The following is a 24,599-nucleotide window of genomic DNA, read 5'->3' on the forward strand; positions in this document are numbered from 1 at the left end:
GATTACTATCATCTTCTAGAATAGTTCCATCCCTACGAATGAATTCTATTTTTTTAATGGTTGGATTGCCTATCCCTCTCCATTTTATGCGATAGCTAATAAAAACATTGTCTATTTCGGATATAAGTTCTTTCCTAGCAGTCGAATAACTTGATTTTGAAAACTCTCCCTCCCCACTTATGTAATAATAGGATAAAGAAATACATATAACCAAAGCTATGAACAACAAAGTCATGGTGATGATTCTTTTGGTCATTAATTCCCTCCTTGGTTAGAGTCTATTTATATACTCTTTTAAATTATTTAGGTTACAAGCACTTCGACCCATTACTGCAATCTCTTCTTCAATAATACTACCAGTAAGCTTAAGTAAATTTATTAAAAATATAATTCAGATTTTAACACAAATATCCAATTGATTATTTGCTCTATTTACGATTAAGGCAAATAAAAGGGCTTTCCTTATTCCAGAAAAGCGCCCTTTAAATGAATACTTGAATTCGAGATATCAGTAAAAAATAATCATATTTTAATGACAAATAGATGAAAATATAACAAATAAACTTAGTCTAATGTATATCAACTTTGTTTGTTATTCTAATAAATTTTTAAAGTTTGATTTTAGTATTTTATTCATTACTTCAGTTGTTTCGCCTTTAACTCCACATAAAGTATTAAATACATCCCTATAAAAATTTAAACTGTAGATATCCTCTGTTTCCTTAGTAAAAGGACCATCGCTTTCTATTAAAATTTTATTTTTGGGCATATTTAATATTAGCTTTTTCCCATTCTTTGACTTCATCATTTGAGTATTTATAGAAAAATAACAACCATATTGGACAGCTTTTTTTAACTGGGTTAAATTCCCGTTGAACCAATGCAATATTACCTTTCCATTAAAATTTTGTCCTACTAAATCTATAACTTCATTTTCAGCTTTTCGTGAATGAACACTTAATATTTTACCTCCAATATTGTGGCAATTATCTATAATTTCTTTAAAGATACTTATTTGTAGTTTTTTTTCTTTATCATCTACTTTTTTAAAGTCCAAGCCTATCTCGCCTATGTACCTTGCTTCCTTCAAATTACTCATAAAATTTGACTTATGTTTATAGTATTTATGAATTAATTCAGGGTGTAAGCCTAGAGCGAACCTGATGTATTTAAGATTAGGGTAATTTTTTTTAATCCTTTCATACAATACTGGCAGATTAGTAACTGCAATTGTATAGGACTTATGATTTTCAATATAGTCTATTGTCTGTTCTATATCCTTATACAAGTCTATATGCAGATGAACATCATGATAAAATTTATTCACTATAAATCCTCCAGAAATTCTGATAACTCTTTTAAACCTCTTTTATATAAAAATGCATAATAATCAACATCTTTATAAATTGGTCCTGAATTTTGTATTCTTAAGAACGAATAGTTTTTATTTTGTTTCTTCAATCCTAAACTATATGAAGAATAATTTAACTTAGCAGTTGGACCACTATTAAAGTTTACGTCTCTGTACGTAGTTGGATCTTCCAGACCTGCTCTTTTAACTGCTGCTCTCCTTATTACACAGGGCAAACAGTACCCACAATGACATGACTCTTTTTCTTTTTTCATTCTTCCTATATCAGGATGAGAACATGACATTGTATTAACTATATTTTCATATAAAAAATCAATATTTTTACACTCTTTTATCATCTCACCTTTTGTCTTAAATTGATAAGGGTTTGTAATACTTATTTTCAATCCTAAATTACTTAATAGTTCTTGCAACATGTTAATATAGTGGGGGTGTGTTGTTCTGGTACTACTTGTTCCTAACCTTGAATTTGTCAGGGGTACATTTAGTGAAATCATTCCATTTTCAGGTATTATTAATTCTACTTTTTCTCTCATACAAGAAGCCAGAGCTATTGCGTGACCAAAAAACATTAATGATCTGCTCCTCGTAGTGTCTTCTATACCATTTCTAGCAACAGCATAATATGAAGAAAAGTTATTTCCTTCCAAACCAAACTTACTTTTTAGTTTATTTCTTAAAATGTCTTGAAACTCTTTTGTACCCTTCCCCCCCGCATAATGACTAATAAAGTGAATACCACTTTGTTTATTTTTTTGTTTATTTTCTTCTATTAAGTCAATAGCACCAATGAATGAATCAAGCCCACCAGAAAACATACAAAATTCCTCTATTATTATATTTTCTGGATCATCTTCAATCTTCTTTTTAACACTTAATTCATCTTTTGTTAGGTTTCGGCTAAAGAAATTTATTTCCCATTTATCACCTGTTAAAAAACTTAGCATTTTTTCAACATGATTTTTGTTTACGTCCCAGATATCCTTTTCTAAAACAGGCAAGTTAAGCTTAAAGGACCTTGTCCATCCATCCTTAAATGAACTCCTTTTAATAATTCTGTCTGCACCGTAAACGAATAAAGATAAGTAAAAGAGATCTAATCCAGTATTAGAATAAAAAGCTGGTAGAGTAGTCTTTGTTTCTTTAAGAAATGTATAGGAAAATACATTGGAATCATTAATATTATACTCAAATGCATTTTTACTTAATTCGTAATCTGATTCTTCAGTATATTTACAATTAAAAATTGCTTTCCTCATCTTAACACCTCCATAACTTCATAACACTTTCGATAAATATTTTGGATTTGATTTTGAATGTCTAAGTCATCATAATCTAAATTGTTAAATTGAATATTACTTAATTCGATTTCTACTTTACTTTGTATGTAATCTTTAAATTCAACTTCTATCTCATAAGCCCTTTCTTCATTATCAGCGTATTTTTCAAGTCGACTCTCTAAATCACTGAACATTCTCTCAAAAATATAAGAACTAATGTAAAGTGACATAATTTCGTTGAAAATGTCCTCACCCATATTTTCAAGAGTTTTAATATCCATTTCGTTATCTTCAATATATTCATAGATCTTTGACATAGCTTCAATAGTAGCATTTTTAGCTACAATGTCTTCTTTTGTAACTGATTCTTCAGAAAGGATATTTACTAACTCTGATAATAGAGATTCAACACTTTTCCCTACATAATCAATTTTAAGTTTATTTAGTGTATTTATAACACCATCATTAACAAAATCTTTAAGGAGTGATCCTAGTCTAACTGTTGATTTTCTTCCCGATACAGCTGCTTTAGCTGAGGTTCCGGCCCCGCCTAATGCCTTCACATGTTTACCCACAACACTTCTTTTATCACTAAATCCATTATTTATATATTTAGATATTGAAGTTTTGGCATCTTGCCATAATCCATCTTCGGGGAGATAATCTTCCTCATCTTCGGGTTTATATTCATCCATTTCTTCTTCAAAGCCATCAGGTAATAAAGGATTTTTGTCTGTAGGACCGTTGAAGATACTTGAAGTTCCCATTTATACTCCCCCTTCTATCACAAGTTCTTTTTTTATTGTTTCTGGTGAGGAAGCGTTTTCTTTACACCACTTTTCTGCAATTTCACTTATTTCACTTTCTTTTGATGTTTTTTCCATAAAATCCTTTATAAAAGGTATCATGCTCATAGAGATTTTATCACCAGTAAGTGAACTTAAATCATTAACTACATTAGAGTGTAAAAATTTTTTATTTTGTCCCCACATTAAATAAGACTGCATTATCCCCTTATCTATACTTGTTTCACTTTGCATTTGTTCAAAAAGCGCATCTAATATCTCAATTGATTCATAATCTGATACTTCCGCCCCCTTTTTTAACGCATTCGTTCTTCCAGCTTTTGTTTTTTTCATTAAATTCTCGATAATGTTTTTTGCTGTAGGACTAAGTTTCTCAGTGCTTGTATTTAATTTCTCGCTAATAGATGACCTTGTAAAATAGAAGTACGGTCTTAAGTCAACTTCACCAATTTTTGGGCTTATATTACACCAATCCTTAACCCAATTATCATCCTTCCATATTTTCAGTTCACTTGTCTCATCTAAAGTATTAGTTTCTAATAATTTCAACTCTTCGGAAAAACCATTACCTGTATCTTGTAATTCAGCAATTTTTTTATATAAACCAGATTTAAAATATTCTAGAAGCATTATCTTTGCTAGTACTTTCCTGTCTAAAACAATGTTCTTATAACTAGCCATTCTTTCTCTCATTATTAATGAGTTTAAGAATCACTTACAATGCCTTGGGTTACCATTAAGCCCATGAGATAGTACTGTAGAAAGTTGTTTTGCTACTGAAATACCATCCTTAACCTTTTCAGAAAGATGAGGGAGGTTATTATTTATTAATGTATAATTTAATTTAAAATTTAGAAAATCCTCTCTTTTTTCAGTGTTTAAAAATTCAATTATTTCAGTAAATTCGTCATAAGTAAGATCTTTTTCAAACAATAAACATGTTATGTAGAATTCAACTTCAGAAGCATTTAAACGAGGGATTCTAATTGGATATTGAATTATTTTTTCTAAATATTCTTTACCTATATTTATTTGTTGACCTTCTATCTCTTCAAACTTCCTTTTAACAGCATAAGATATATGTCTTTCATCAGCTCCTATAATAAAGACTGAACTGCCAGTAAATAAAAACAATCTTATTGCCTCTAAGGTTTCAAGAATGGTATCAGGATTGCACCTATCTAATTCATCAATAAATATAACTAGTTTGTTGATGTTTGTTTCTGTTAGAAGTTCTGAAAAGTTGCTTTGAAACTGTTTAATATCTTCTCTTATTTCCTTATTATTAAGTTCATCCTTAATTGAATCTACAACTTTTTCTTTATTTATAATATCTTCACTCTCATTGAATCTGGACACAATATTTCTTAATGTTAAGTCGCTAATAGTTCCTATGCCACCAGTAGTAATAAAATCAGTACCATACTTCATTCCAGTTTTAAGTAGTTTTAATTTATCGACGCTTTTATAAAGTCCAGATATATACTTTTGTGCCTTGTCTGAAAGCTTTCTATTTTCTTGTATTGTATCTAAAATACTTCCCAATAAAGCAGTTTTTGCATCCTCGTAACCTTCAAATAGCCATCCATTAAAAACTAAACATTCAGTATTTTCTTCCTCTTCAAAGGTTCTCATACTCATTTTAATTAAACTAGATTTACCACTACCCCAGTCTCCATACACACCGACAGTAGATGGTAATAAATTTTCATCTTCAATAATATCTTTTAGCATTGCTATTAAATAATCAAAATCAAGAAAATCTAGCTCTGTTTCACTATCTTTCCACACATACTTACCCCCTTCTAAGAACTTGGTTTAATTGTAACAAAATTGCACTTAGTTGAGTCTTTTTTAGCATATTTTTCTATTTTTAATAAATTGTTGTTTATATTAAAGGAAATTTCCATAAGTTTAATGCATGTATTTTAGACTGAATTTCGTTACTTTCTTCGGGTTTTCACGAAAATAATAAACATTATCTCGAATCCAAGTCTTCAACATAATGGCCCTAATCTTGAAATCTTGAATTCAAGATAATAAACCATTTAATCAATAATTAGCTTTCCAAACGGGATGATTTGCGACACAAAAAACCTTTCTCTAATTTTTGTTTTTAGTCATCTTGAATTAGCTAAATGAATTCTTGATATTGTATTTGGCAATAATGTACTTCGAGCAACAAAAAATTTTAGAAAGTGAGGATGCGAATGAAAGGACATTTCTACAGAAGAGGCTGTAAATGCAAAAAGAAAAAATGCACTTGTGGATCAAAGTGGGCTTTCACCATTGATATTGGAATCGATCCAATCACCGGAAAGAGAAAGCAGAAGACAAAGAGTGGTTTTAATACGGAACAGGAAGCTGAAGCTGCTGCTGCCGCTCTAATTCATGAAGTAAACGAAGGAACTTATTTAGAGGAATCTGATAAAACCTTCAGCGAATTTACAATAGAATGGCTTCCCATCTACAGCGATTCTAAAGATGTAAAGCCTGGAACCATTAGAGTCCGTCTTCATGAAATCGGAAAGTTGTTACCCTACTTTGCTCAATTAAAATTAAAAGATATCACACGAAAGATGTATCAAGATGCTCTAAACGATTTAAAGGAACAAGGTTATTCTGATAGTACAAGAGAGGGCATCAACCGAACAGGAAGGATGATTTTTCGGAAGGCTCTAGAACTGGAGCTAATTAAGAAGGACCCTACTGAGTTTGCTTATGTAAAGAAGGATAAGAAAACGATTGAACAGTTAGAAGAGGAGGAAGTTCCAAAGTATCTTGAAAAAGAAGAGCTTGCCTTATTTTTAGAAACAGCCGGAATTCATGGACTCGAGCATGATGACCTGGTGTTTTTGATCCTCGCTTATACCGGAATAAGGGTTGGTGAGTTAGTTGCTCTCAAGTGGAAGGATGTAGACTTCAAAAACCACACGATCAGTATTACCAAGACGTACTACAATCCGAATAATAACGCCTTAGAGTATCAATTACTCCCACCGAAGACCCGAAAATCGAGAAGAAAAATTGTTGTGGATGAAGATGTCATTAATGCTTTGAAGGAGCATAAGAAGGTTCAGAATAAAGTCATTGAACAATTAGGTAATGATTACTATAACCAAGACTTTATCTTTGCAAAGATGGAGCGACAGTTTGGTTATCCTATTGTAATCAAAAACGTTCGAGACCACATGAAAAGGCTCCTTAAAATTGCAGGTCTAAATGAAGATTTAACACCACACAGTTTGAGACACACACATACGTCACTTCTTGCTGAAGCTGGTGTATCGCTTGAACAAATCATGGATCGTCTTGGTCATACGGACGATCAAACAACGAAAAATGTGTACCTCCATGTCACGCAAGAAATGAAAAAAGAAGCTTCCCAAAAGTTCAGCGAACTAATGAGAAGCCTCCGTTAAAAACCTCAATGTTAGCAAAATGTTAGCATTTCACTCTCATCTTACTTAAAAACCCACTCATATCAAGGGTTTGAGCGACTATTACATCATGCCGCCCATTCCGCCCATGCCACCCATGTCAGGCATGCCGCCGCCAGCGTTGTCATCTTCGCCTGGCTTGTCAGCTACAACTGCTTCTGTAGTTAGGAACATAGCCGCTACAGATGCTGCGTTTTGTAGTGCGGAACGTGTAACTTTTGTTGGGTCTACGATACCAGCTTCGATCATGTTTACCCATTCGCCAGATGCAGCGTTGAAACCAACGCCTACTTTTTCGCCTTTTAGACGCTCGATAATTACGGATCCTTCAAGACCAGCGTTGTGAGCGATTTGACGAACTGGCTCTTCTAGTGCACGAAGTAGAATCTTCGCACCAGTAGCTTCGTCATCTGTTAGAGCTAGTTCAGCTACTTTGTTGTAGATGTTTACTAGCGCTGTACCACCACCTGCTACAATACCTTCTTCAACTGCAGCACGTGTGGAGTTTAATGCGTCTTCGATACGTAGTTTACGTTCTTTAAGCTCAGTTTCAGTAGCTGCACCAACTTTGATTACCGCTACGCCACCTGCAAGCTTAGCAAGACGCTCTTGTAATTTTTCTTTATCGAACTCAGAAGTTGTTTCATCTAAGTGCGTACGGATTTGGTTTACGCGGTTACTGATTTCTTGTGGGTCACCAGCACCTTCAACGATTGTAGTGTTTTCTTTTGTAACCACAACTTTGTTTGCGCGACCAAGCTGATCAAGTGTTGTGTTCTTAAGGTCTAAGCCAAGGTCTTCTGTAACTACCTGACCACCTGTCATTGTAGCGATGTCTTCAAGCATTGCTTTACGACGATCACCGAAGCCAGGTGCTTTAACAGATACAGCGTTGAATGTACCGCGAAGCTTGTTCACAACTAGTGTTGCTAGTGCTTCACCTTCAACATCTTCAGAGATCATTAGAAGTGGACGGCTTTGCTGAACCACTTGCTCAAGTACAGGAAGAACTTCCTGAATGTTTGTGATCTTCTTATCAGTGATTAGGATGTAAGGATTCTCAAGAACCGCTTCCATCTTATCTTGGTCAGAAACCATGTAAGGAGATGCATATCCGCGGTCGAACTGCATACCTTCAACAACTTCCATCTCTGTGTTGAAGCCTTTGGATTCTTCAATTGTGATAACGCCGTCGTTACCAACACGCTCCATTGCTTCAGCAATTAGTTGACCTACTTCTTCGTCTGCAGAAGAGATCGATGCAACCTGTGCGATGGATTCTTTACCTTCGATTGGCTTAGAGATACCTTTAAGTTCTTCAACTGCTACTTCTGTCGCTTTTTCAATACCGCGACGAACGCCTACTGGATTAGCACCAGATGCAACGTTCTTCAGACCTTCTGTGATCATAGCCTGCGCTAGAACTGTTGCAGTTGTTGTACCGTCACCAGCGATTTCGTTTGTTTTAGAAGCAACTTCGGATACAAGCTGTGCACCCATGTTTTCGAAATGATCTTCTAATTCAATTTCTTTTGCGATTGTTACACCATCATTTGTAATAAGTGGTGAACCATATTTTTTATCTAGAACAACGTTACGTCCTTTTGGTCCAAGTGTTACTTTTACCGTATCTGCTAGACGGTCAACACCGCGTAACATGGAACGACGAGCATCTTCACTAAACTTAATATCTTTAGCCATTCTAAAAAAACCTCCTTAGAGTTATCTATTACGATTAACGTTTTTAAACGTACACTTTACTAAATATATTTCTAACCAATTACAGCTAGTACATCGCTTTCACGTAAAATTAAGTACTCTGTACCTTCATATTTTACTTCGGTACCTGCAAACTTCGAGAAGATGATGCGGTCGCCTTCAGATACTTCAAGTGCAACCTTTTCACCGTTATCTGTTACACGTCCTGAACCTACAGCAACAACTTTTCCTTCTTGAGGTTTTTCCTTCGCTGAATCCGGAAGAACGATACCGCTTGCTGTTGTTTCTTCTTGTTCAACTACCTCAATTACAATACGATCACCTAGTGGCTTTAACAAATCAGACACCCTCCTCAAATTGGTCTTTAATTGGTTTTCAAATCTGATTTATTAGCACTCTCGCAACACGAGTGCTAACACAATTATTATAATAATGAATTCTTCGAAAATATGCAAGTATTTTAAATGCAATTTTCTCATAAATATTTCCTAAAAGAAAAGCGGAAGCGACCGTTTAGCGACGAATGGACTGGACTGAACCGTAGTACGATTAACTAAACTAGCTGATTGGCAAGCCGCAGGCGCAGACAGAAGCTTAGTTGACGTGGTACTTTCACCTAAAAATTATCACTACGTCGAATAACTTCTCAGCTATAATTTTATCCAGATTAAACGTATAAAGGAAACACAAAGCGCGAAGCGATTTGATGTTGACTTATCGTACGAAGAAAGAATGATCGACTAAAACCGTCACGTCCTGTGACAACGTCGATCTGACCCACATCGTGTGGGCCCAAGTCCATTCGTCGCTGGTCGCTGGAGCTAGACATCACTGAACAACACCTAAAACCAATACCCTATACCATTATGACACCCTATGTACAATCTAAACGTTTCAATTTGATTCTAAATTTGTGTTACAATACGTAGAATGGAACAAACGTGTACAAACTAAGGGGAGTCGTTCATTTTGCCAAACAGATATTGGTATGTCATCATAACTTACATTGTAATACAACTTTCCGGGATCATTGGATATCCAATCTTACACACCCTCACAGGAATGACTGATAAAGGTGAAATTGCTGCAACTTGGAGCTTGATAAGCTTTCCTTTAGGCCTTGTCCTCATTCTATTCATTTTAAAACCGGATATGAAGAAAACTTCATTAAGAGAAGATTCTTCAACAGGTAACTTAATTTTATGGAGCTTCTTGGGGATCTTACTTGCCTATGCAGGTCAAATTGTAGCAGGCCTTATTGAACTAGCACTCGGTATTCAACCCGAATCGCAAAATACTCAAAACTTAATGGAAATTGCGAAAGCAACACCTGCTTTCATTATCATCATCGCTTTAATAGCACCAATCTTAGAGGAAATCATTTTCCGTAAGATTATTTTTGGATCCTTATATAAAGTAACAAACTTTTGGATTGCAGCTTTTTCATCATCGCTCATATTCGCTTTTGTACATTGGGATTTCGAGCACATCTTAAAGTATAGTGCGATGGGCTTTGTCTTTGCTTTCCTTTATGTGAAAACCAAACGAATCATTGTACCGATCATTGCCCATATGATGATGAATTTAATTGTTGTGCTCATTCAGTTAAATGTCGACCTTGAAAAAATGGAAAAACAGCTAGAAGAATTACAGACTATTTTAATTGGAGGCTAAAACGGATCATGCGAACGTCACCATTATTTATGGCCTTTCTGTATTTTTTAATGGGGGCTGTATTCACTTATATAGCCGTTCAAAGTGCCAATGAGACCATATGGAACTTTACGACAATCATCTTAGCGATTGTGGCTACTTTTGATTTTGCAGTTGCCATACGATTGTTTTCTTTACATTTCCGTATTAAGAATTCAAAGAATGATGATAAGTAAGAGGCCCTTTAAAACATACTATATATTGGCCGATACAATAGACAGGCAGACAGACTCCGAAGCTAAGAGTCTGTCTCTTTTTATGATGAGAGGAGAATGATGATGAGGACATCCATATTTAAAGGAGAACGAATTTCACTAACAGCCCTACATAAAGAAGACCTTCCCCACATCGTGAAGTGGCATCAAGATGCAACCTTTTTGCGCTTACTTGATGCAGTAGCCGCTAAACCAAAGACGTTGCAAGAAATTGAGAAGTGGTATGAGAATAACAGAAACTCTAATAATGGATATTTATTTGGGATACGTGATCATGAGGAACAGCTCCTTGGATACGTTGAACTCGACGGTATCCTGTGGAACCAACGAAATGGATGGTTATCAATCGCCATTGGTGCGGATCACCAGGGGAAAGGACTCGGAAAAGAAGCCATGCAGCTTTTACTCCGCTTCGCTTTTGATGAATTAAATCTTCACCGCGTACAGTTAACGGTGTTTGAGAACAATGATCGTGCTATTAGGCTTTATGAGTCATTAGGTTTTACAAAAGAAGGAGCTCATCGTGAGTTTTTATATCGGGATGGTAAGAATTATGATATGTTCCTTTATGGGTTATTGAGAAGAGAATGGGATCAAACGAAGTAAAGCTTTCGCCTTGGCGAAAGCTTTTTCTAGTGGGATAGATGTCAGTTATTGCTGAAACTCCTCTATATTTTGTGCATGCCTTTTCCCTCAAAAACCAACAAAAAACGCAATAGAGACGAAAATGCTCTATTGCGCTCGATATTTAAGATGTCGCTTCTTCTTCATCATTGTCTGTGCCCTTCATCATTAATGAAAATGGAATGGCTAAAAATAGGACTGCTGCTGACACAAGAAACGCTTCATTTAATGTTTGCAACGTTGCTTCTGTCATATCCATACCTGTGCTCGATAGAATCGCACGTCTTGTTTCATAGTAGACGGAGAAAAACACAATTCCGAATGAGGAAGTAATTTGGCGTAATACATTATTCATCGCAGATCCTTGGGCAACCAGAGGGTCTGGGATTGCATTCATTCCAGCAGTCGTTGCTGGCATATTACTCATTCCCATACCTCCACCGCGAATGGCGTTTAATATGAGGATTAACCAATAGGGTGTGGATAGCTCGAGGAACCCAAGACCAACTGTAGCTGACCCCATTACGAATAACCCAATCGGGATCACGGACTTCGGACCACGCTTATCCAGAACCCTTCCCCCAAGTCGCATAAAGATTCCACTTAGTGCAGCAGCAGGCAAGAATAACAATCCTGTTTTAATCTCATTTAGACCATAAACTTCTTGAATTAATAGAGGTAGAAGGAAAATACCAGAAAACAGCCCGATGGAAGCTGCCCCCGTTACAACTATTGAAAAAGAGTATGTTGGCACTTTAAATACCGATAAATTCAATAACGGTTGCTTTCTTCGATTCTCATAAAGAACAAATAAAATAATGGCAATAACTCCACCGACAATCAACGCAATATTACTGTTAGTTGTTAGGGTTTCAAGCTTCTTCCCTCTTCCTAGGGCATACAAAATTGATCCAATACCTAGCGTAACAAGAATGAAGCCACCGAGATCAAATTTTAATCCAGTGTCTTTTTCTGTTTCCTTTAAGTACTTTGTAGACAATAGGATTCCGGTTAAAGCAAAAGGAATATTAAATAAAAACAAAAAAGGCCAAGAAAAGTACTGTATGATCACGCCACCGACTGTAGGTCCGATTGCAGGTGCGACCATTGCTGCAATTCCGTATGTACCTACAGCAATTCCACGTTCATTTTTAGGGAAAGCATGGAAAATGAGCGCCATTGCAATAGGCATCATAAGCCCTCCGGCCATACCTTGAATGGCACGAGAAACAATCACCATCCCTAAGTTAGGAGCCAATGAACCAGAAATGGAGCCGAGTATAAAAATCGATAGCCCACTTAAATAGACCTTTTTCTTTCCAAATCGATCACCAAGATACCCTGTAATAGGCATCGTCATCCCCATGGCGACCATAAAAATGGTGAGCATCCAACCTACACTCACGGCATCCGCTTCAAAGATTTTCATAAAACGGGGTAATGTTGGATTCAACATGCTGTTATTTAAAATGACTGTGAATGTTCCAAATAACACGGAAACGACGACGAGCCACTTGTTAGATAACCTACTCATGGTGTATCCCCTCTTCCATATATTTCGACTTCCGAACTATTCTCTACTATATCATAACGTTAAACTGAATGTTATTGAAAAAACTCAGTATTCTTTCACCCTCATTTAAGTTGATATAAAGCCAAAGTAACGAATATAAAGAATAAAAAAAGAGGCCTATTAAGCCCCTTTAGATATCCACTGGATCCTCTTGCCCCTCTTCAAGCGGGTAATGTTTTAAAAAGTAAACCAATGCTTGTAGCTCAACAGCTAAATCAATGTGATGAACGCGAACATGCTCTGGAACTGAAATACGAGCTGGTGTGAAGTTCAATATCCCAATGAATCCAGCTTCGATTAAGCGATCGGCAATGGCCTGAGCTGCTTGAGCCGGAACGGTTAAAATAGCGACATTAACATCGTCAGGTAAGTGTTCTTCTAATTCATCTATTTCATATACCGGAACGCCACCGATATTTGAGCCTACTTTTTCATTATGTTTATCGAACGCGATTTCGATTTTTGTATTATTGTTTTTCGTGAAATTGTAATGAAGAAAAGCTGTTCCAAGGTTCCCTACACCGATTAAGGCAACCTTTGTGATTTCATCCTGATCTAACGTCTTTCGAAAGAACGATAAGAGGTAATTAACATTATAGCCGTATCCCTTTTTCCCCAGGGCTCCAAAGTAGGAAAAATCTCTGCGAATCGTGGCGGAATCGACCTTAACCGCATCACTTAATTCCTTGGATGATACTCGCTGTTTCCCTTGACTATGCAAATTACTAATGAATCGATAGTACAATGGCAAACGTTTCGCTGTTGCTTGTGGTATTTTCGCTTGATCTAAATCCATATCCATCATCCATTCCCCCCCTTATCGTTTATAATCTCCACTCTTGCCGCCAGTCTTTTCTAATAAATAGGTTTCACCGATAACCATTCCTTTATCCAAAGCCTTACACATGTCATAAACCGTTAAAGCAGTCGCAGAAGCTGCCGTTAATGCTTCCATCTCAACCCCTGTACTCCCTTTGGTTTTGACCTCACTCGTAATAAGAAGGCGATAGCTATCTTCTTTTACTTCCCAGTCAAAAGAGATATCCACACCTTTTAATTGTAATGGATGGCACATAGGAATCCAATCAGATGTGTTTTTAGCAGCCATGATTCCAGCTACCTGAGCAACAGATAACACATCTCCCTTTTCTATTGTCTTATCTGTTATATTTTGATAGATTTCTTGATTAACTACAATACTTGAACGAGCCGTTGCAATGCGAACACTGTCATCCTTTGTTGAAATATCTACCATACGTGCTCGTCCCTGTTCGTTTATATGTGTAAAATCAGACACACTCATTTCCCTCCATAACTATTCTATTGAAGAAGAATGGTTCTATTATTGTTCATTAATTAAAAAGCTTAAAAAGTAGCTCGTAGATGTCTAGCTCCAGCGCCCAGTGACTAGTGTGTATCGCTCACCTCCGCACGATAAGTCAACATCGAATCACTTCGTTCTTCGTGTTTCCTTTACACGTTTGAACTATATAAAATTCTAGCAACGAGGCTAATCGACGTGGTTATAATTTTTAGGTTAAAGTACCACGTCAACTAAACTTCTGTCTGCGCCTTCGGCTTGCCAATCAGCTAGTTTCGTTAATCGTACTGCGGCTCACTCCTACACATACGTCACTACCCGGGCGCTTACGCTTTTCTTACTTCTTGCTTAAAGCGTTTTGCTTAGATACACTTAACACATTGAGGTGAACGATCATGATTTTAATGCAAGTGAATAATATAACAAAACGCTTCGGCGCTGATCTTATTTTATCGAATATTAAATTAGAAGTACACAGTCATGACCGCACAGCTATTGTCGGACGCAATGGCGCAGGGAAATCTACTCTATTAAAAATTATGGCTGGAGAAATGAATTTTGAAGAGGGCGAGCTTCATAAATCGAAAGATGCCTCTTTAGGCTATTTAGAACAACATACAGGCCTAGAGTCTGATAAATCCATCTGGGATGAGATGCTTACGGTATTCACAGATCTCATCAAAATGGAAAAAGAACTTCGCCATATGGAGCAAAAAATGTCAGATCCTGCGATCATTGAGGATCATCAACAATATCAAAAGCTCCTGCAAGACTATGATGAGAAACAGCTCCGTTTTAAAAATGAGGGTGGCTACCAATACGAAGCCAATATTAAGGCTGTCTTAAATGGTCTCCAATTCCACGATTTTGACCTTGAAACACCTATTGCTACGTTAAGTGGTGGCCAAAAGACACGCTTAGCTCTTGGTAAACTCCTTTTATCTAAACCAGATATTTTAATTTTGGACGAGCCGACAAACCACCTAGACATTGAAACGTTAAACTGGCTTGAACAATATATTCAAGGTTACCCAGGTGCCGTTGTCATCGTTTCGCACGACCGTTACTTTTTAGATAAAGTTGTGAATACCATTTATGAGATTTCTCGACATTCTTCAGAGAAGTTCCTCGGTAACTACACAAAATACTTGGAACAAAAAGCTGCAAATTACGAGCGCGATTTAAAGCGTTTCGAAAAACAACAAGCTGAAGTAAAACGACTTGAGGAATTTGTACAAAAAAATATCGCCCGTGCAAGTACAAGTAAACGCGCACAGAGTAAACAAAAGCAACTTGAGAAGATGGAGAAAGTGGATAAACCACATGGCGATTTAAAGTCTGCTAAATTTATGTTTGATATTGAACGTCGAACAGGGAACGATGTATTAAAAGTTCGAGATTTGGCGTTTGAATATCCAAATGCAGATAAAACCGTTTTTTCAAATGTATCATTCGATATGAATCGACAAGACCGACTTGCACTAGTAGGCCCGAATGGTGTCGGAAAAACGACGTTACTCAAGACCATTATGGGCGATTTAGAACAAAAACACGGAACCATTCAGCTTGGATCAAACGTTCAACTAGGGTACTACGATCAGGAGCAAGCAAAACTCAGATCATCCAAAACGGTTTTACATGAGTTATGGGATAAATATCCAATGATGGATGAGAAAGATATTCGTACGGTTTTAGGGAACTTCTTATTCTCAGGTGATGATGTATTAAAATCTGTGAATGAGTTAAGTGGTGGAGAAAAAGCACGTGTCGCTTTAGCGAAACTCATGCTTCAGAAAGCGAACGTCCTTGTACTGGATGAACCGACCAACCACCTTGACTTAGATAGTAAAGAAGTGTTGGAAGCCGCTCTAGCTGATTATCCAGGCACAATCCTATTTGTATCCCACGACCGTTACTTTATCAATCGAATCGCCACTCAGGTTCTTGAGTTAGAAGGTGACAGCACGACACTTTACCTAGGTGATTACGATTACTATGTGGATAAAAAACAAGAGGAACAAGAAATTGCAGAGTTAGAACAAGCTGAATCACAGCCTCAATCCACTCAAACAACACAAACAAAAGTCGATTATGAACAAGATAAAGCACAAAAACGAGAAGAGAGAAAGCGTCAAAGAAGAATCGAAGAAATTGAAGAAGAGATTTCCGCTTTAGAAGAAACGATTGAAAAGAATGATGACCTCTTGTGTGACCCTGAAATCTATCAAGACCATGAAAAATCACTAGAACTTACCCAAGAGAATGAAAAGGCTAACGAAAAGATGGAAGCCCTTATGGAAGAATGGGAACAGCTACAAGAGGATTAAATAAAACACCAACCTGCATGGTTGGTGTTTTTTGGTTTATGATTTTTGTACGTCTTCCTGAAGCAAGCCCATCAGTACAGTGTCATAATAAGTTCCATTCACAAATTCATTTTGTCGAAGTCTACCTTCAACTTGAAATCCACACTTTTCATAAAGACGAATCGCTTGATTATTTCCACTCCATGTATCGAGTTGGATTCTCTTCAAATTAAGGTCATTAAAAAGATGGTTCACAAGGGTTTGGATAATATCTTGCCCATATCCTCTTCCCCAATACTCTTTCTCTCCAATAAGAAGCCCTATGGTTGCTGTTCGTGTAATAAAATTCAGATCTCGATAATCACATTTTCCAATATGTTCATTCGTAGCAGATGTATAAACAGAAAATACCTGGCCATGATCGAGTAAATTATGCTCTGATAAATTTTTTTGATAGTAAGTTTTTAACGCTTCATGCGGATTATTAATTTGATATGCAAAATTAGTACCAGAACCTAATCTGGTGACTTCCTCATTATTATTCCACTTATGAATATTACGTAAATCGTCTTCCTTAACAGGTCTAAGTTCTACTAAATTTCCTTTGAGCAATGTGATGCCTACCTTTCATTAAATAACTTTTTGGTTTATAGTCGAGTCTATTGATTTGAAGGTTGGTAAACATAAGCATCACTCCTATTCTATGAATATCCTAATTATAGCAAAACGAATAAAAAATGTAATTCATTTCTATATGAAATAATACATTACTATTCTTACTCTTAAAATTCAAGACTTGATTTCTCAATCTATCTCTTATAAGCTATACACAATATATAGTTAATAACAAACTTTAAAACACCATATATAGAATATTTCGAGTTAAAAGGTGCCTAAGCTTAGGCATAATAGGGAATCTGGTGAAATTCCAGAACTGTCCTCGCAACTGTAAGTGTGGACGAAATGAGAGATTCCACTGTGTTGATTCAAACATGGGAAGGTCTCAGAGTAGGACGATACACAAGTCAGGAGACCTGCCTTTGCTCGATCGAGTTTCTTTTTCTTCGGGGATTGAGAAGATGAAACGATAGCATCAACAGAGCGAGCCTAGGCGTCGGTTCGTGCTGTTGTACTATCGTTTGATCCGTTCTCTGAAGAAAAGAGAACGGATTTTTTTATTATAGGAGGCGATCATCATGTTTACCCAAGAAAAGAATGTAACAGAAGTTGAAACGATTTTACAAAAAGTCGAAAACGAATTCCCTCACCTAGACATTGCAACGTTTCGAGAAGGTGTTAACCATATTTCTAAAACAAAATCCACAAATAACATCCATCAGCTGTACCATGAAATGATTTTGAAAGGCTTAGATCAGATGGATGAACATGAGCCAGATTGGACGTATGTTTGTGCTCGTATTTTTGCTCAATCCCTATACGAGCAAGCTAAACAACAACGTAACCATGATAGCTCTACTCCTTATCCGAATTTTTATCAACTCATCGAAGAATTACATCGCAAAAACATATACAGTGATGTTATTCTTCAGCACTACTCTCGTAACGAAATTGAGGAGCTTGGACATGAGATTGATCCAACACGTGATGACCTATTTACGTATATCGGCTTAAAAACATTAGCAGACCGCTATCTTGCAAAAGATCATGAAGGCCATTTATATGAATTACCACAAGAGCGTTTTATGGTGATTGCCATGACTCTAATGGTTAATGAAGATCGATCCAAACGTGTCGAGCTTGTAAAAGAAGCTTATTGGGCACTCAGCCATTTATATATGACTGTCGCCACACCAACCCTTTCAAATGCCGGAAAAAGCTATGGCCAGCTATCAAGCTGCTTTATTGACACAGTAGACGATAGCTTACAAGGAATTTTTGATAGTAATACAGATATCGCTAACCTTTCAAAAAGTGGTGGAGGTCTAGGGGTTTACTTAGGCAAAATCAGATCTCGCGGAAGTGATATTAAAGGATTTAAAGGAGTCAGCTCAGGTGTTATTCCTTGGATGAAACAACTCAACAACACTGCCGTAAGCGTCGATCAGCTTGGACAACGTCAGGGTGCTATTGCAGTCTATCTTGATATTTGGCACCTGGACATTTTTTCATTCTTAGATGCTAAGTTAAATAACGGAGACGAACGCCAACGTACACATGACATTTTTACTGGAGTAACGCTTCCTGATTTATTTATGGAGGCTGTCGAAAAACGTGAAGATTGGTATTTATTTGACCCCCATGAAATTCGACAAAAAATGGGCTTTAGTTTGGAAGACTATTATGATGAACAGGATGGCGAAGGAAGTTTCCGTGAAAAGTACCAACAATGTGTTGAGGATCCCCGTTTAAATAAAACGTGTGTCCCAGCTATAGATATTATGAAACGTATCATGGTTTCCCAACTCGAAACCGGAACTCCTTTTATGTTCTATCGAGACGAAGTTAATCGAAAAAATTCAAACAGCCATAAAGGCATGGTTTATTGTACGAACCTTTGTACGGAGATTACGCAAAACCAAAGTCCAACAACGGTTCAGGAGCATTACACTGAAGACGGCAAAATTATGACGATTAAGGATGCCGGAGACTTTGTCGTGTGCAACTTATCTAGTATCAATCTAGGAAAAGCCGTTCCTGCCAATGTGTTAGAACGATTGATTCCGATTCAGGTACGCATGTTAGATAACGTTATAGATTTAAATAAGATCCCGGTTTTACAGGCTGAATTAACGAACCAGCGTTATAGAGGAATTGGTCTTGGCACGTTTGGTTGGCATCATCTCTTAGCCTTAAAAGGGATACAATGGGAATCAGAAGAATCTGTGGATTTTGCTGATTCGTTATATGAGCAAATCGCTTACCTCACGATCAAAGCAAGCAATGAGCTAGCTGTGGAAAAAGGTGTTTATCCGTATTTTAAAGGTTCAAAATGGGAAACAGGAGACTATTTCAAAGATCGAAACTATAACAGTCCTATGTGGCAAGAGCTTGAAAAGAACGTATCAGAACAGGGCGTACGTAATGGTTATCTGATGGCAGTTGCTCCTAACTCATCCACATCTCTTATAGCGGGAAGTACAGCGAGTATCGATCCGATTTTCAAAAAGTTTTACTCAGAAGAGAAAAAGAATTATAAAATCCCAGTTACCGTTCCGGATTTAACGCCAACGACGTATTGGTTCTACAAATCAGCATACGAAATCGATCAACAATGGAGTATTCGACAAAATGCTGCACGTCAACGTCACGTCGACCAATCCATTTCTTTTAACCTCTATGTGAAAAACACCGTACAAGCAAAGGAACTACTGAACCTCCATCTCAATGCATGGAAGCAAAAATGTAAAACGACCTATTACATGCGCTCCACTTCAACTGAAGACATTGAAGATTGTGAAAGCTGCTCATCTTAAAGGAGGAAGAAACAATGAATACAATTCATGAACGAAACTTATATGATACAAATGCTCCTAACAAATCTACAGGCATTATTAACGGAGAAAGCTCTAACGTTTTAAATTGGGACGATGTGCGTTTTAAATGGGCCTACCCTATGTATAAAAATATGCTAGCAAACTTCTGGATCCCAAGTGAAATCAACATGGCTAATGATCTCCGTCAGTGGAAGGAACTTTCAAGCAAAGAACAAGACTCTTTTAAAAAGATCATTGGCCTACTCGCCTTTCTTGATTCGATTCAAACGGATTACAGTGCTAAGGTTGCGGACTACTTAACGGATTCAAGCTTAACTGCACTCATGCAAGTACTCTCTTTCCAAGAAGTTGTCCACAATCAGTCTTATTCCTATGTTCTCTCCTCTCTTGTTGATAAACAAGAACAGGATGAGATCTTTGAGTATTGGAAACACGATGAAATTTTATTAGAGCGAAACGCCTTTATAGCAGAAGGATACAAAAAGTTCACCGAGGAAAAAACTGTGGATAGCTTCCTTCGATCCATTGTATATGATGTGGTTCTAGAAGGTTTATTCTTCTATGCAGGATTTGCCTTCTTTTATAACCTTGCACGAAATCAGAAGATGGTTTCTACGAGTACCATGATCAATTACATTAATCGCGACGAACAACTTCACGTAAACTTATTTGTCCACATCTTTAAAGAGGTATTAGACGAGAACCCATCCTATAATACAGATGAAATATATGAGTTTGTGACAAACACGTTTAAAGAAGCAGCAGAACTAGAAATTAAATGGGGACATTACATTATCGGAGATCACTTTGAAGGGCTATCGATGGAAGACATTGATGCGTATATCAAATTCATGGCCAATAAACGTTGTAAGGAACTCGGAGCAGAAAAACCCTTTAAAGGATATTCTAAGAACCCATTGAAGTGGATAAAAGCGTATAAAGACGTGAATAGTGGAAAATCAGATTTCTTTGAACAAAAATCTCGCCAGTACACAAAAGTCGACTATCAAGATAATGGATTTGATGACTTATAAGAAAGGTGCAGCATCCGTTTAACAACAAAGGGACAAGTCCATTATATGGCTCTTGTCCCTTTCAATTATATGCTAATTATTGTTAAATGCAGTTATCCACTCATCCACATAGTTATTCACATATAAAGAAGGATAAAACTCGTTTTTCACAAGTTTATACACATTATCCACAATTAAGCATCAGGTTATCCACAGATTTTACCCACATAATGAAAGCCTTAACATCATTACTTAATAAAAAGTTATCCACATGTGCATGGATAACTTTTTACAATGGAAGTCCTGGATTTGCATTCATATCCCAACCAGAACGCTCTCCCTTATTAAAGGCAATCGTACCTGCAGCTGCAATCATTGCTGCATTATCTGTACATAAATGAAGGGGTGGGATCAATAATTCTAACCCTTCCTCACCAGCAAAAGTATCTTCTAGTTTTGCTCTTAATCCTTTATTTGCAGCTACTCCTCCAGCCACAATAACTTGCTTAACCCCATATTCTTGGGCAGCCTTATGTGTTTTTGTGGACAGAACGTCGATAACACTTTCTTGAAAGCTTGCTGCAATGTTTTCAGGTAACAGCTCAATATTTTTTTGTTTAGCGTTGTGTAAGGTGTTAATAACTGACGACTTTAATCCACTGAAACTAAAATCATAGGATCCTTCTTCTAACCAAGCACGTGGAAAATCAATCGTAACTTCTCCTTCATGTGCTAAACGATCGATATGAGGACCACCTGGATAAGGAAGCTGTAAGGTTCGTGCTACCTTATCATAAGCTTCACCTGCAGCATCATCACGTGTTTCCCCTATTACATCGTAAGAACCATGTTCATTCATAAGAATCAGCTCTGTATGCCCTCCTGAAACCACAAGGGATAATAACGGAAATTCAAATTCTTTTAACAGACGATTAGCATAGATATGTCCTGCAATATGATGAACACCAACAAGTGGTTTGTTATGGGCAAAAGCCAAAGCTTTAGCAGCATTCACTCCTACTAATAGAGCCCCCACTAATCCAGGACCTTCTGTAACAGCAATTGCGTCTATATCATCCATAGTCATCTCAGCTTCGTTTAGTGCCTCTTCCAGTACCATCGTAACCTGCTCAACATGATGCCTTGAAGCAATCTCTGGAACTACACCACCGAATCGTTTATGACTTTCAATTTGTGATGCCACTACATTCGCAATCAATTCACGACCATTTTTCACAATTGCGACTGCCGTTTCATCACAACTCGTTTCAATTCCTAATATATACTGATCTTGATATTCACTCATAATTTCACCCACATGACTAAAGCATCCTCCTGGTTATCGGTATAATAGCGTTTACGAATCCCACCAGGAATCAGTCCATATTTTCGATACATTTTCTGTGCCACGATATTCGATACACGTACTTCTAATGAAAGCTGAATGGTACCAGCTTCTCTTGCTTTCTCTAAAACATGAGAAAATAAAGAATCCCCATATTTATGACCACGATACTCAGGCCTAATAGCAATGTTTGTAATATGAGCCTCATCAATGACTAACCATAGCCCACAATAACCAATGATTACTCCATCTAGCTCCATTACGTAATACGTAGCATAGGGATTCTCATGCAACTCATAGAGAAAAGAATCCCATGTCCAAGGAGTTGCAAAACAAGCCTCTTCGATATCCAAAAGCGTATTAATATCATCTTCCACCATAGTGCGGACAACAGGGGGAGCCATCTTCATTATGACTCCTGTTGCTTCTGAATCCATTTGGCTTCAGCCTCTGCAAGACGTAAGTAATTCGGAGTTAACGAATGAACATCTACAGGCTCCTTCGTCATCGCAACCTTCGCTAGTACACCTGCTTGTGGTAAATGCACGGGCAAATCAGGTAAAATAGCTTGTTCTCCTAGAGTGTTGACTATTGTTTCACGGTGAGCATCTAAGTCATGACTTAAAAACATGATGGGCTGATCATACTCTTTTAGTGCCTTAAGCCACTCTTCCATTAATATATTTACTTCTTCTTTCTCTAATCTCAATTCACTTTGCTCGTTCTGATAAAGGCCTGTATAAACCTGTCCTCTTCTTGCATCAAAAAACGGACAAATAAGGCTATTTGAATAAAAACCATTGTATGCTAACAACTCTAAGCTAGACATGGCTACAATGGGAATATTCAAAGACCATGCTAACGTTTTAGCTGTTGTTAACCCGATACGTATTCCTGTAAAAGAGCCTGGACCATTCGCAACAGCAATACGATCTAATTCACTAGGCTGCAACCCAGCTTCACTCATAAGTTGATTGATAACAGGCATTAATTGAACAGAATGATTCTTTTTAATATTTTTGGTGTACTCTGCAACCACCTGACTATTTTTTAATACAGCCACTCCTAGCGGTTGATTTGAAGTATCTATGGCTAACACATTCATTTTACTAACTCCTCGCATACACGAATATAATGGTCACCTTTAGGCATCAGCTTAATACTGCGCATATCTCCTTCAAGGTATGTTAACCTAACATCTAAACGATTAGACGGAAGGAACTCTTCAATAAAGTGGGCCCACTCTATTACAGAAACACCATTACCGTAGAAATATTCATCAAAGCCAATATCTTCATCACTATCTTCTAAGCGATAAACATCTAAGTGATATAAAGGAAGTCTTCCTTTATATTCTTTCACAATTGTAAAGGTAGGACTATTCACTGTACGTTTTACATCCAATCCTTTAGCTAAACCTTTTGTAAACGTCGTTTTACCAGCTCCAAGATCTCCTTCTAGTGTTAAGACATCCCCTTCTTGAAGTAATGCTCCTAGTCGAGATGAAAGACTCATGGTTTCATCAGGAGATTGAGTCTGAATGGTAAAAGTTTGTTCCATGACACGTTCACCAACTTTCATGTAAAACCTCGATTTCATGCTAATCTATATCATAGCAAAAACAAATGGAAAAAGAAAAATTTCATTCTTAATAACACCTTTGTTAGCTATAAAAAATGGCATAATAAAAGCCTTAGGAGATTTCCTAAGGCGGATGTAATATATTATATGTATTGGTGTAAAAATCAAAGTGGCGGTCCGGACGGGACTCGAACCCGCGACCTCCTGCGTGACAGGCAGGCATTCTAACCAACTGAACTACCGGACCACTATGTAAGTGAATAAATTTGGTTGCACTTTTCAAGTACTACTATTCTTCACTAGCAGTGATGAATGTTCGACGTAGTAAGTGAATAAAATTTGGTTGCGGGGACTGGATTTGAACCAGCGACCTTCGGGTTATGAGCCCGACGAGCTACCAGACTGCTCCACCCCGCGATAATAAAAAGGTATTAAGTTTAGTACCTGCTCTAAGAATTCATGACATCCTTAGATCCTCCCATTTTAGGGAAGTATTGAAATATACAGGCTTGGCGGCGTCCTACTCTTGCGGGGGCGAAACCCCGACTACCATTGGCGCTGAAGAGCTTAACTTCTGTGTTCGGCATGGGAACAGGTGTGACCTCTTCGCCAAAGCCACCAAACCTATGTAGTTGAAGGATATACCTTCAAAACTAGATAAGAGACATCGTAACGTTTTTTTCAATAGAGATAGATAAGTCCTCGATCGATTAGTATCAGTCAGCTGCACGTGTCACCACGCTTCCACCTCTGACCTATCAACCTTGTCGTCTACAAGGGATCTTACTCACTTGAAGTGATGGGAAATTTCATCTCGAGGGGGGCTTCATGCTTAG

Annotated in this window: 23 protein-coding genes, 2 tRNA genes, 2 rRNA genes and 1 riboswitch; of the genes, 7 read left to right on the top strand and 20 right to left on the bottom strand. The window is 37.2% G+C overall.

Annotation, left to right across the window (positions count from 1 at the left end):
• The 6 genes from H514_RS25075 to H514_RS25220 all read right to left on the bottom strand — a co-directional run.
• Window positions 1–256: hypothetical protein (locus H514_RS25075; RefSeq protein ID WP_036849251.1), on the bottom strand; the 256-nt coding region annotated here is incomplete at its 3' end.
• A 336-nt stretch (window positions 257–592) separates the two neighbouring features.
• Window positions 593–1,327 carry a Qat anti-phage system TatD family nuclease QatD gene (qatD, locus tag H514_RS0112905; protein ID WP_027447336.1) on the bottom strand — a complete coding sequence of 245 codons (735 nt, stop codon included), beginning with the start codon at window positions 1,325–1,327 and terminating at the stop codon, window positions 593–595.
• A complete protein-coding gene (gene qatC, locus H514_RS0112910) occupies window positions 1,327–2,631 on the bottom strand; it encodes a Qat anti-phage system QueC-like protein QatC (protein WP_027447337.1) in 1,305 nt (434 codons plus the stop codon). Before qatC ends, qatD begins: the two co-directional genes overlap by 1 nt.
• Window positions 2,628–3,419 carry a Qat anti-phage system associated protein QatB gene (gene qatB, locus H514_RS0112915; protein ID WP_027447338.1) on the bottom strand — a complete coding sequence of 264 codons (792 nt, stop codon included), beginning with the start codon at window positions 3,417–3,419 and terminating at the stop codon, window positions 2,628–2,630. The genes qatC and qatB overlap by 4 nt, the downstream gene beginning before the upstream one ends.
• Complete coding sequence (locus H514_RS25215; protein WP_231566628.1) at window positions 3,420–4,139, bottom strand: hypothetical protein; 720 nt, start codon at window positions 4,137–4,139, stop codon at window positions 3,420–3,422.
• A gap of 30 nt (window positions 4,140–4,169) precedes the next feature.
• Window positions 4,170–5,249: a KAP family P-loop NTPase fold protein gene (locus tag H514_RS25220; protein WP_231566627.1), complete on the bottom strand. Its 1,080-nt coding sequence runs from the start codon at window positions 5,247–5,249 to the stop codon at window positions 4,170–4,172.
• 419 nt (window positions 5,250–5,668) lie between these two features.
• Between H514_RS25220 and H514_RS0112925 the strand changes: the two genes are divergently transcribed.
• On the top strand, window positions 5,669–6,880 hold the full coding sequence (locus H514_RS0112925; RefSeq protein ID WP_027447339.1) for a site-specific integrase: 1,212 nt from the start codon (window positions 5,669–5,671) through the stop codon (window positions 6,878–6,880).
• 81 nt (window positions 6,881–6,961) lie between these two features.
• On the opposite strand, the gene groL is transcribed toward H514_RS0112925, so the two are convergent.
• Both groL and groES read right to left on the bottom strand, forming a co-directional pair.
• Window positions 6,962–8,599, bottom strand: coding sequence for a chaperonin GroEL (gene groL / locus H514_RS0112930; RefSeq protein WP_027447340.1), 1,638 nt, complete (start codon window positions 8,597–8,599; stop codon window positions 6,962–6,964).
• Window positions 8,600–8,670: 71 nt separating this feature from the next.
• Window positions 8,671–8,955: a co-chaperone GroES gene (gene groES, locus H514_RS0112935; protein WP_027447341.1), complete on the bottom strand. Its 285-nt coding sequence runs from the start codon at window positions 8,953–8,955 to the stop codon at window positions 8,671–8,673.
• 631 nt (window positions 8,956–9,586) lie between these two features.
• On the opposite strand from groES, the gene H514_RS0112940 reads away from it, so the two are divergent.
• From H514_RS0112940 to H514_RS0112950, 3 genes are all read left to right on the top strand, one after another.
• The gene (locus tag H514_RS0112940) at window positions 9,587–10,291 is read left to right on the top strand and encodes a CPBP family intramembrane glutamic endopeptidase (protein WP_027447342.1); all 705 of its coding nucleotides are present in this window, start codon (window positions 9,587–9,589) and stop codon (window positions 10,289–10,291) included.
• A gap of 8 nt (window positions 10,292–10,299) precedes the next feature.
• A complete protein-coding gene (locus H514_RS0112945; protein WP_027447343.1) occupies window positions 10,300–10,506 on the top strand; it encodes a YdiK family protein in 207 nt (68 codons plus the stop codon).
• A gap of 102 nt (window positions 10,507–10,608) precedes the next feature.
• Window positions 10,609–11,151 carry a GNAT family N-acetyltransferase gene (locus H514_RS0112950; RefSeq protein WP_036843046.1) on the top strand — a complete coding sequence of 181 codons (543 nt, stop codon included), beginning with the start codon at window positions 10,609–10,611 and terminating at the stop codon, window positions 11,149–11,151.
• 142 nt (window positions 11,152–11,293) lie between these two features.
• Here H514_RS0112950 and H514_RS0112955 read toward each other — a convergent pair whose 3' ends face one another.
• From H514_RS0112955 to moaC, 3 genes are all read right to left on the bottom strand, one after another.
• Window positions 11,294–12,703 (bottom strand): MDR family MFS transporter, encoded by a 1,410-nt coding sequence (locus tag H514_RS0112955; protein ID WP_027447345.1) that lies wholly within the window; start codon window positions 12,701–12,703, stop codon window positions 11,294–11,296.
• A 169-nt stretch (window positions 12,704–12,872) separates the two neighbouring features.
• Window positions 12,873–13,538 carry a redox-sensing transcriptional repressor Rex gene (locus H514_RS0112960; RefSeq protein ID WP_027447346.1) on the bottom strand — a complete coding sequence of 222 codons (666 nt, stop codon included), beginning with the start codon at window positions 13,536–13,538 and terminating at the stop codon, window positions 12,873–12,875.
• A gap of 21 nt (window positions 13,539–13,559) precedes the next feature.
• Entirely contained in the window at window positions 13,560–14,039 is a 480-nt protein-coding gene (gene moaC, locus H514_RS0112965; RefSeq protein WP_027447347.1) for a cyclic pyranopterin monophosphate synthase MoaC, read from the bottom strand.
• A gap of 419 nt (window positions 14,040–14,458) precedes the next feature.
• On the opposite strand from moaC, the gene H514_RS0112970 reads away from it, so the two are divergent.
• A complete protein-coding gene (locus H514_RS0112970; protein WP_027447348.1) occupies window positions 14,459–16,390 on the top strand; it encodes an ABC-F family ATP-binding cassette domain-containing protein in 1,932 nt (643 codons plus the stop codon).
• A 36-nt stretch (window positions 16,391–16,426) separates the two neighbouring features.
• Here H514_RS0112970 and H514_RS0112975 read toward each other — a convergent pair whose 3' ends face one another.
• Window positions 16,427–16,981 (bottom strand): GNAT family N-acetyltransferase, encoded by a 555-nt coding sequence (locus H514_RS0112975; protein ID WP_027447349.1) that lies wholly within the window; start codon window positions 16,979–16,981, stop codon window positions 16,427–16,429.
• A 258-nt stretch (window positions 16,982–17,239) separates the two neighbouring features.
• A riboswitch (cobalamin riboswitch) is annotated at window positions 17,240–17,423 on the top strand.
• A gap of 142 nt (window positions 17,424–17,565) precedes the next feature.
• Between H514_RS0112975 and H514_RS0112980 the strand changes: the two genes are divergently transcribed.
• Both H514_RS0112980 and H514_RS0112985 read left to right on the top strand, forming a co-directional pair.
• Entirely contained in the window at window positions 17,566–19,803 is a 2,238-nt protein-coding gene (locus H514_RS0112980) for a ribonucleoside-diphosphate reductase subunit alpha (protein ID WP_036843042.1), read from the top strand.
• 14 nt (window positions 19,804–19,817) lie between these two features.
• Window positions 19,818–20,858 carry a ribonucleotide-diphosphate reductase subunit beta gene (locus H514_RS0112985; RefSeq protein ID WP_027447351.1) on the top strand — a complete coding sequence of 347 codons (1,041 nt, stop codon included), beginning with the start codon at window positions 19,818–19,820 and terminating at the stop codon, window positions 20,856–20,858.
• A 268-nt stretch (window positions 20,859–21,126) separates the two neighbouring features.
• Here the strand turns inward: H514_RS0112985 and tsaD are convergent, their stop codons facing one another.
• The 8 genes from tsaD to H514_RS0113025 form a co-directional block, all read right to left on the bottom strand.
• Complete coding sequence (gene tsaD / locus H514_RS0112990; RefSeq protein ID WP_036843052.1) at window positions 21,127–22,143, bottom strand: tRNA (adenosine(37)-N6)-threonylcarbamoyltransferase complex transferase subunit TsaD; 1,017 nt, start codon at window positions 22,141–22,143, stop codon at window positions 21,127–21,129.
• A complete protein-coding gene (gene rimI, locus H514_RS0112995) occupies window positions 22,140–22,586 on the bottom strand; it encodes a ribosomal protein S18-alanine N-acetyltransferase (RefSeq protein WP_154657379.1) in 447 nt (148 codons plus the stop codon). Before rimI ends, tsaD begins: the two co-directional genes overlap by 4 nt.
• A 5-nt stretch (window positions 22,587–22,591) precedes the next feature.
• A complete protein-coding gene (gene tsaB / locus H514_RS0113000; RefSeq protein WP_027447354.1) occupies window positions 22,592–23,287 on the bottom strand; it encodes a tRNA (adenosine(37)-N6)-threonylcarbamoyltransferase complex dimerization subunit type 1 TsaB in 696 nt (231 codons plus the stop codon).
• Complete coding sequence (tsaE, locus tag H514_RS0113005; RefSeq protein WP_027447355.1) at window positions 23,284–23,742, bottom strand: tRNA (adenosine(37)-N6)-threonylcarbamoyltransferase complex ATPase subunit type 1 TsaE; 459 nt, start codon at window positions 23,740–23,742, stop codon at window positions 23,284–23,286. The genes tsaB and tsaE overlap by 4 nt, the downstream gene beginning before the upstream one ends.
• Before the next feature lie 191 nt (window positions 23,743–23,933).
• Window positions 23,934–24,010, bottom strand: a tRNA-Asp gene (locus H514_RS0113010).
• A 93-nt stretch (window positions 24,011–24,103) separates the two neighbouring features.
• Window positions 24,104–24,180, bottom strand: a tRNA-Met gene (locus H514_RS0113015).
• A gap of 90 nt (window positions 24,181–24,270) precedes the next feature.
• Window positions 24,271–24,386: ribosomal RNA gene (gene rrf, locus H514_RS0113020) — 5S ribosomal RNA — on the bottom strand.
• Between the two features lie 67 nt (window positions 24,387–24,453).
• Window positions 24,454–24,599, bottom strand: a 23S ribosomal RNA gene (locus tag H514_RS0113025); the annotation flags it as partial.

The sequence above is a fragment of the Pontibacillus marinus BH030004 = DSM 16465 genome (assembly GCF_000425225.1).
In the GTDB taxonomy this organism is placed as follows: domain Bacteria; phylum Bacillota; class Bacilli; order Bacillales; family BH030062; genus Pontibacillus; species Pontibacillus marinus.

What these genes read in the sequence shown, in the direction of transcription:
- H514_RS0112945 (WP_027447343.1), top strand. Translation starts at nt 10,300, where the DNA reads ATGCGAACGTCACCATTATTTATGGCCTTTCTGTATTTTTTAATGGGG.
- H514_RS0112925 (WP_027447339.1), top strand. Translation starts at nt 5,669, where the DNA reads ATGAAAGGACATTTCTACAGAAGAGGCTGTAAATGCAAAAAGAAAAAA.
- rimI (WP_154657379.1), bottom strand. Translation starts at nt 22,586, where the DNA reads ATGGCTCCCCCTGTTGTCCGCACTATGGTGGAAGATGATATTAATACG.
- H514_RS0112960 (WP_027447346.1), bottom strand. Translation starts at nt 13,538, where the DNA reads ATGGATTTAGATCAAGCGAAAATACCACAAGCAACAGCGAAACGTTTG.
- qatB (WP_027447338.1), bottom strand. Translation starts at nt 3,419, where the DNA reads ATGGGAACTTCAAGTATCTTCAACGGTCCTACAGACAAAAATCCTTTA.
- tsaE (WP_027447355.1), bottom strand. Translation starts at nt 23,742, where the DNA reads ATGGAACAAACTTTTACCATTCAGACTCAATCTCCTGATGAAACCATG.
- H514_RS0112970 (WP_027447348.1), top strand. Translation starts at nt 14,459, where the DNA reads ATGATTTTAATGCAAGTGAATAATATAACAAAACGCTTCGGCGCTGAT.
- tsaD (WP_036843052.1), bottom strand. Translation starts at nt 22,143, where the DNA reads ATGAGTGAATATCAAGATCAGTATATATTAGGAATTGAAACGAGTTGT.
- H514_RS0112985 (WP_027447351.1), top strand. Translation starts at nt 19,818, where the DNA reads ATGAATACAATTCATGAACGAAACTTATATGATACAAATGCTCCTAAC.
- tsaB (WP_027447354.1), bottom strand. Translation starts at nt 23,287, where the DNA reads ATGAATGTGTTAGCCATAGATACTTCAAATCAACCGCTAGGAGTGGCT.
- H514_RS0112955 (WP_027447345.1), bottom strand. Translation starts at nt 12,703, where the DNA reads ATGAGTAGGTTATCTAACAAGTGGCTCGTCGTCGTTTCCGTGTTATTT.
- H514_RS25215 (WP_231566628.1), bottom strand. Translation starts at nt 4,139, where the DNA reads ATGGCTAGTTATAAGAACATTGTTTTAGACAGGAAAGTACTAGCAAAG.
- qatC (WP_027447337.1), bottom strand. Translation starts at nt 2,631, where the DNA reads ATGAGGAAAGCAATTTTTAATTGTAAATATACTGAAGAATCAGATTAC.
- H514_RS0112950 (WP_036843046.1), top strand. Translation starts at nt 10,609, where the DNA reads ATGAGGACATCCATATTTAAAGGAGAACGAATTTCACTAACAGCCCTA.
- groL (WP_027447340.1), bottom strand. Translation starts at nt 8,599, where the DNA reads ATGGCTAAAGATATTAAGTTTAGTGAAGATGCTCGTCGTTCCATGTTA.
- H514_RS0112980 (WP_036843042.1), top strand. Translation starts at nt 17,566, where the DNA reads ATGTTTACCCAAGAAAAGAATGTAACAGAAGTTGAAACGATTTTACAA.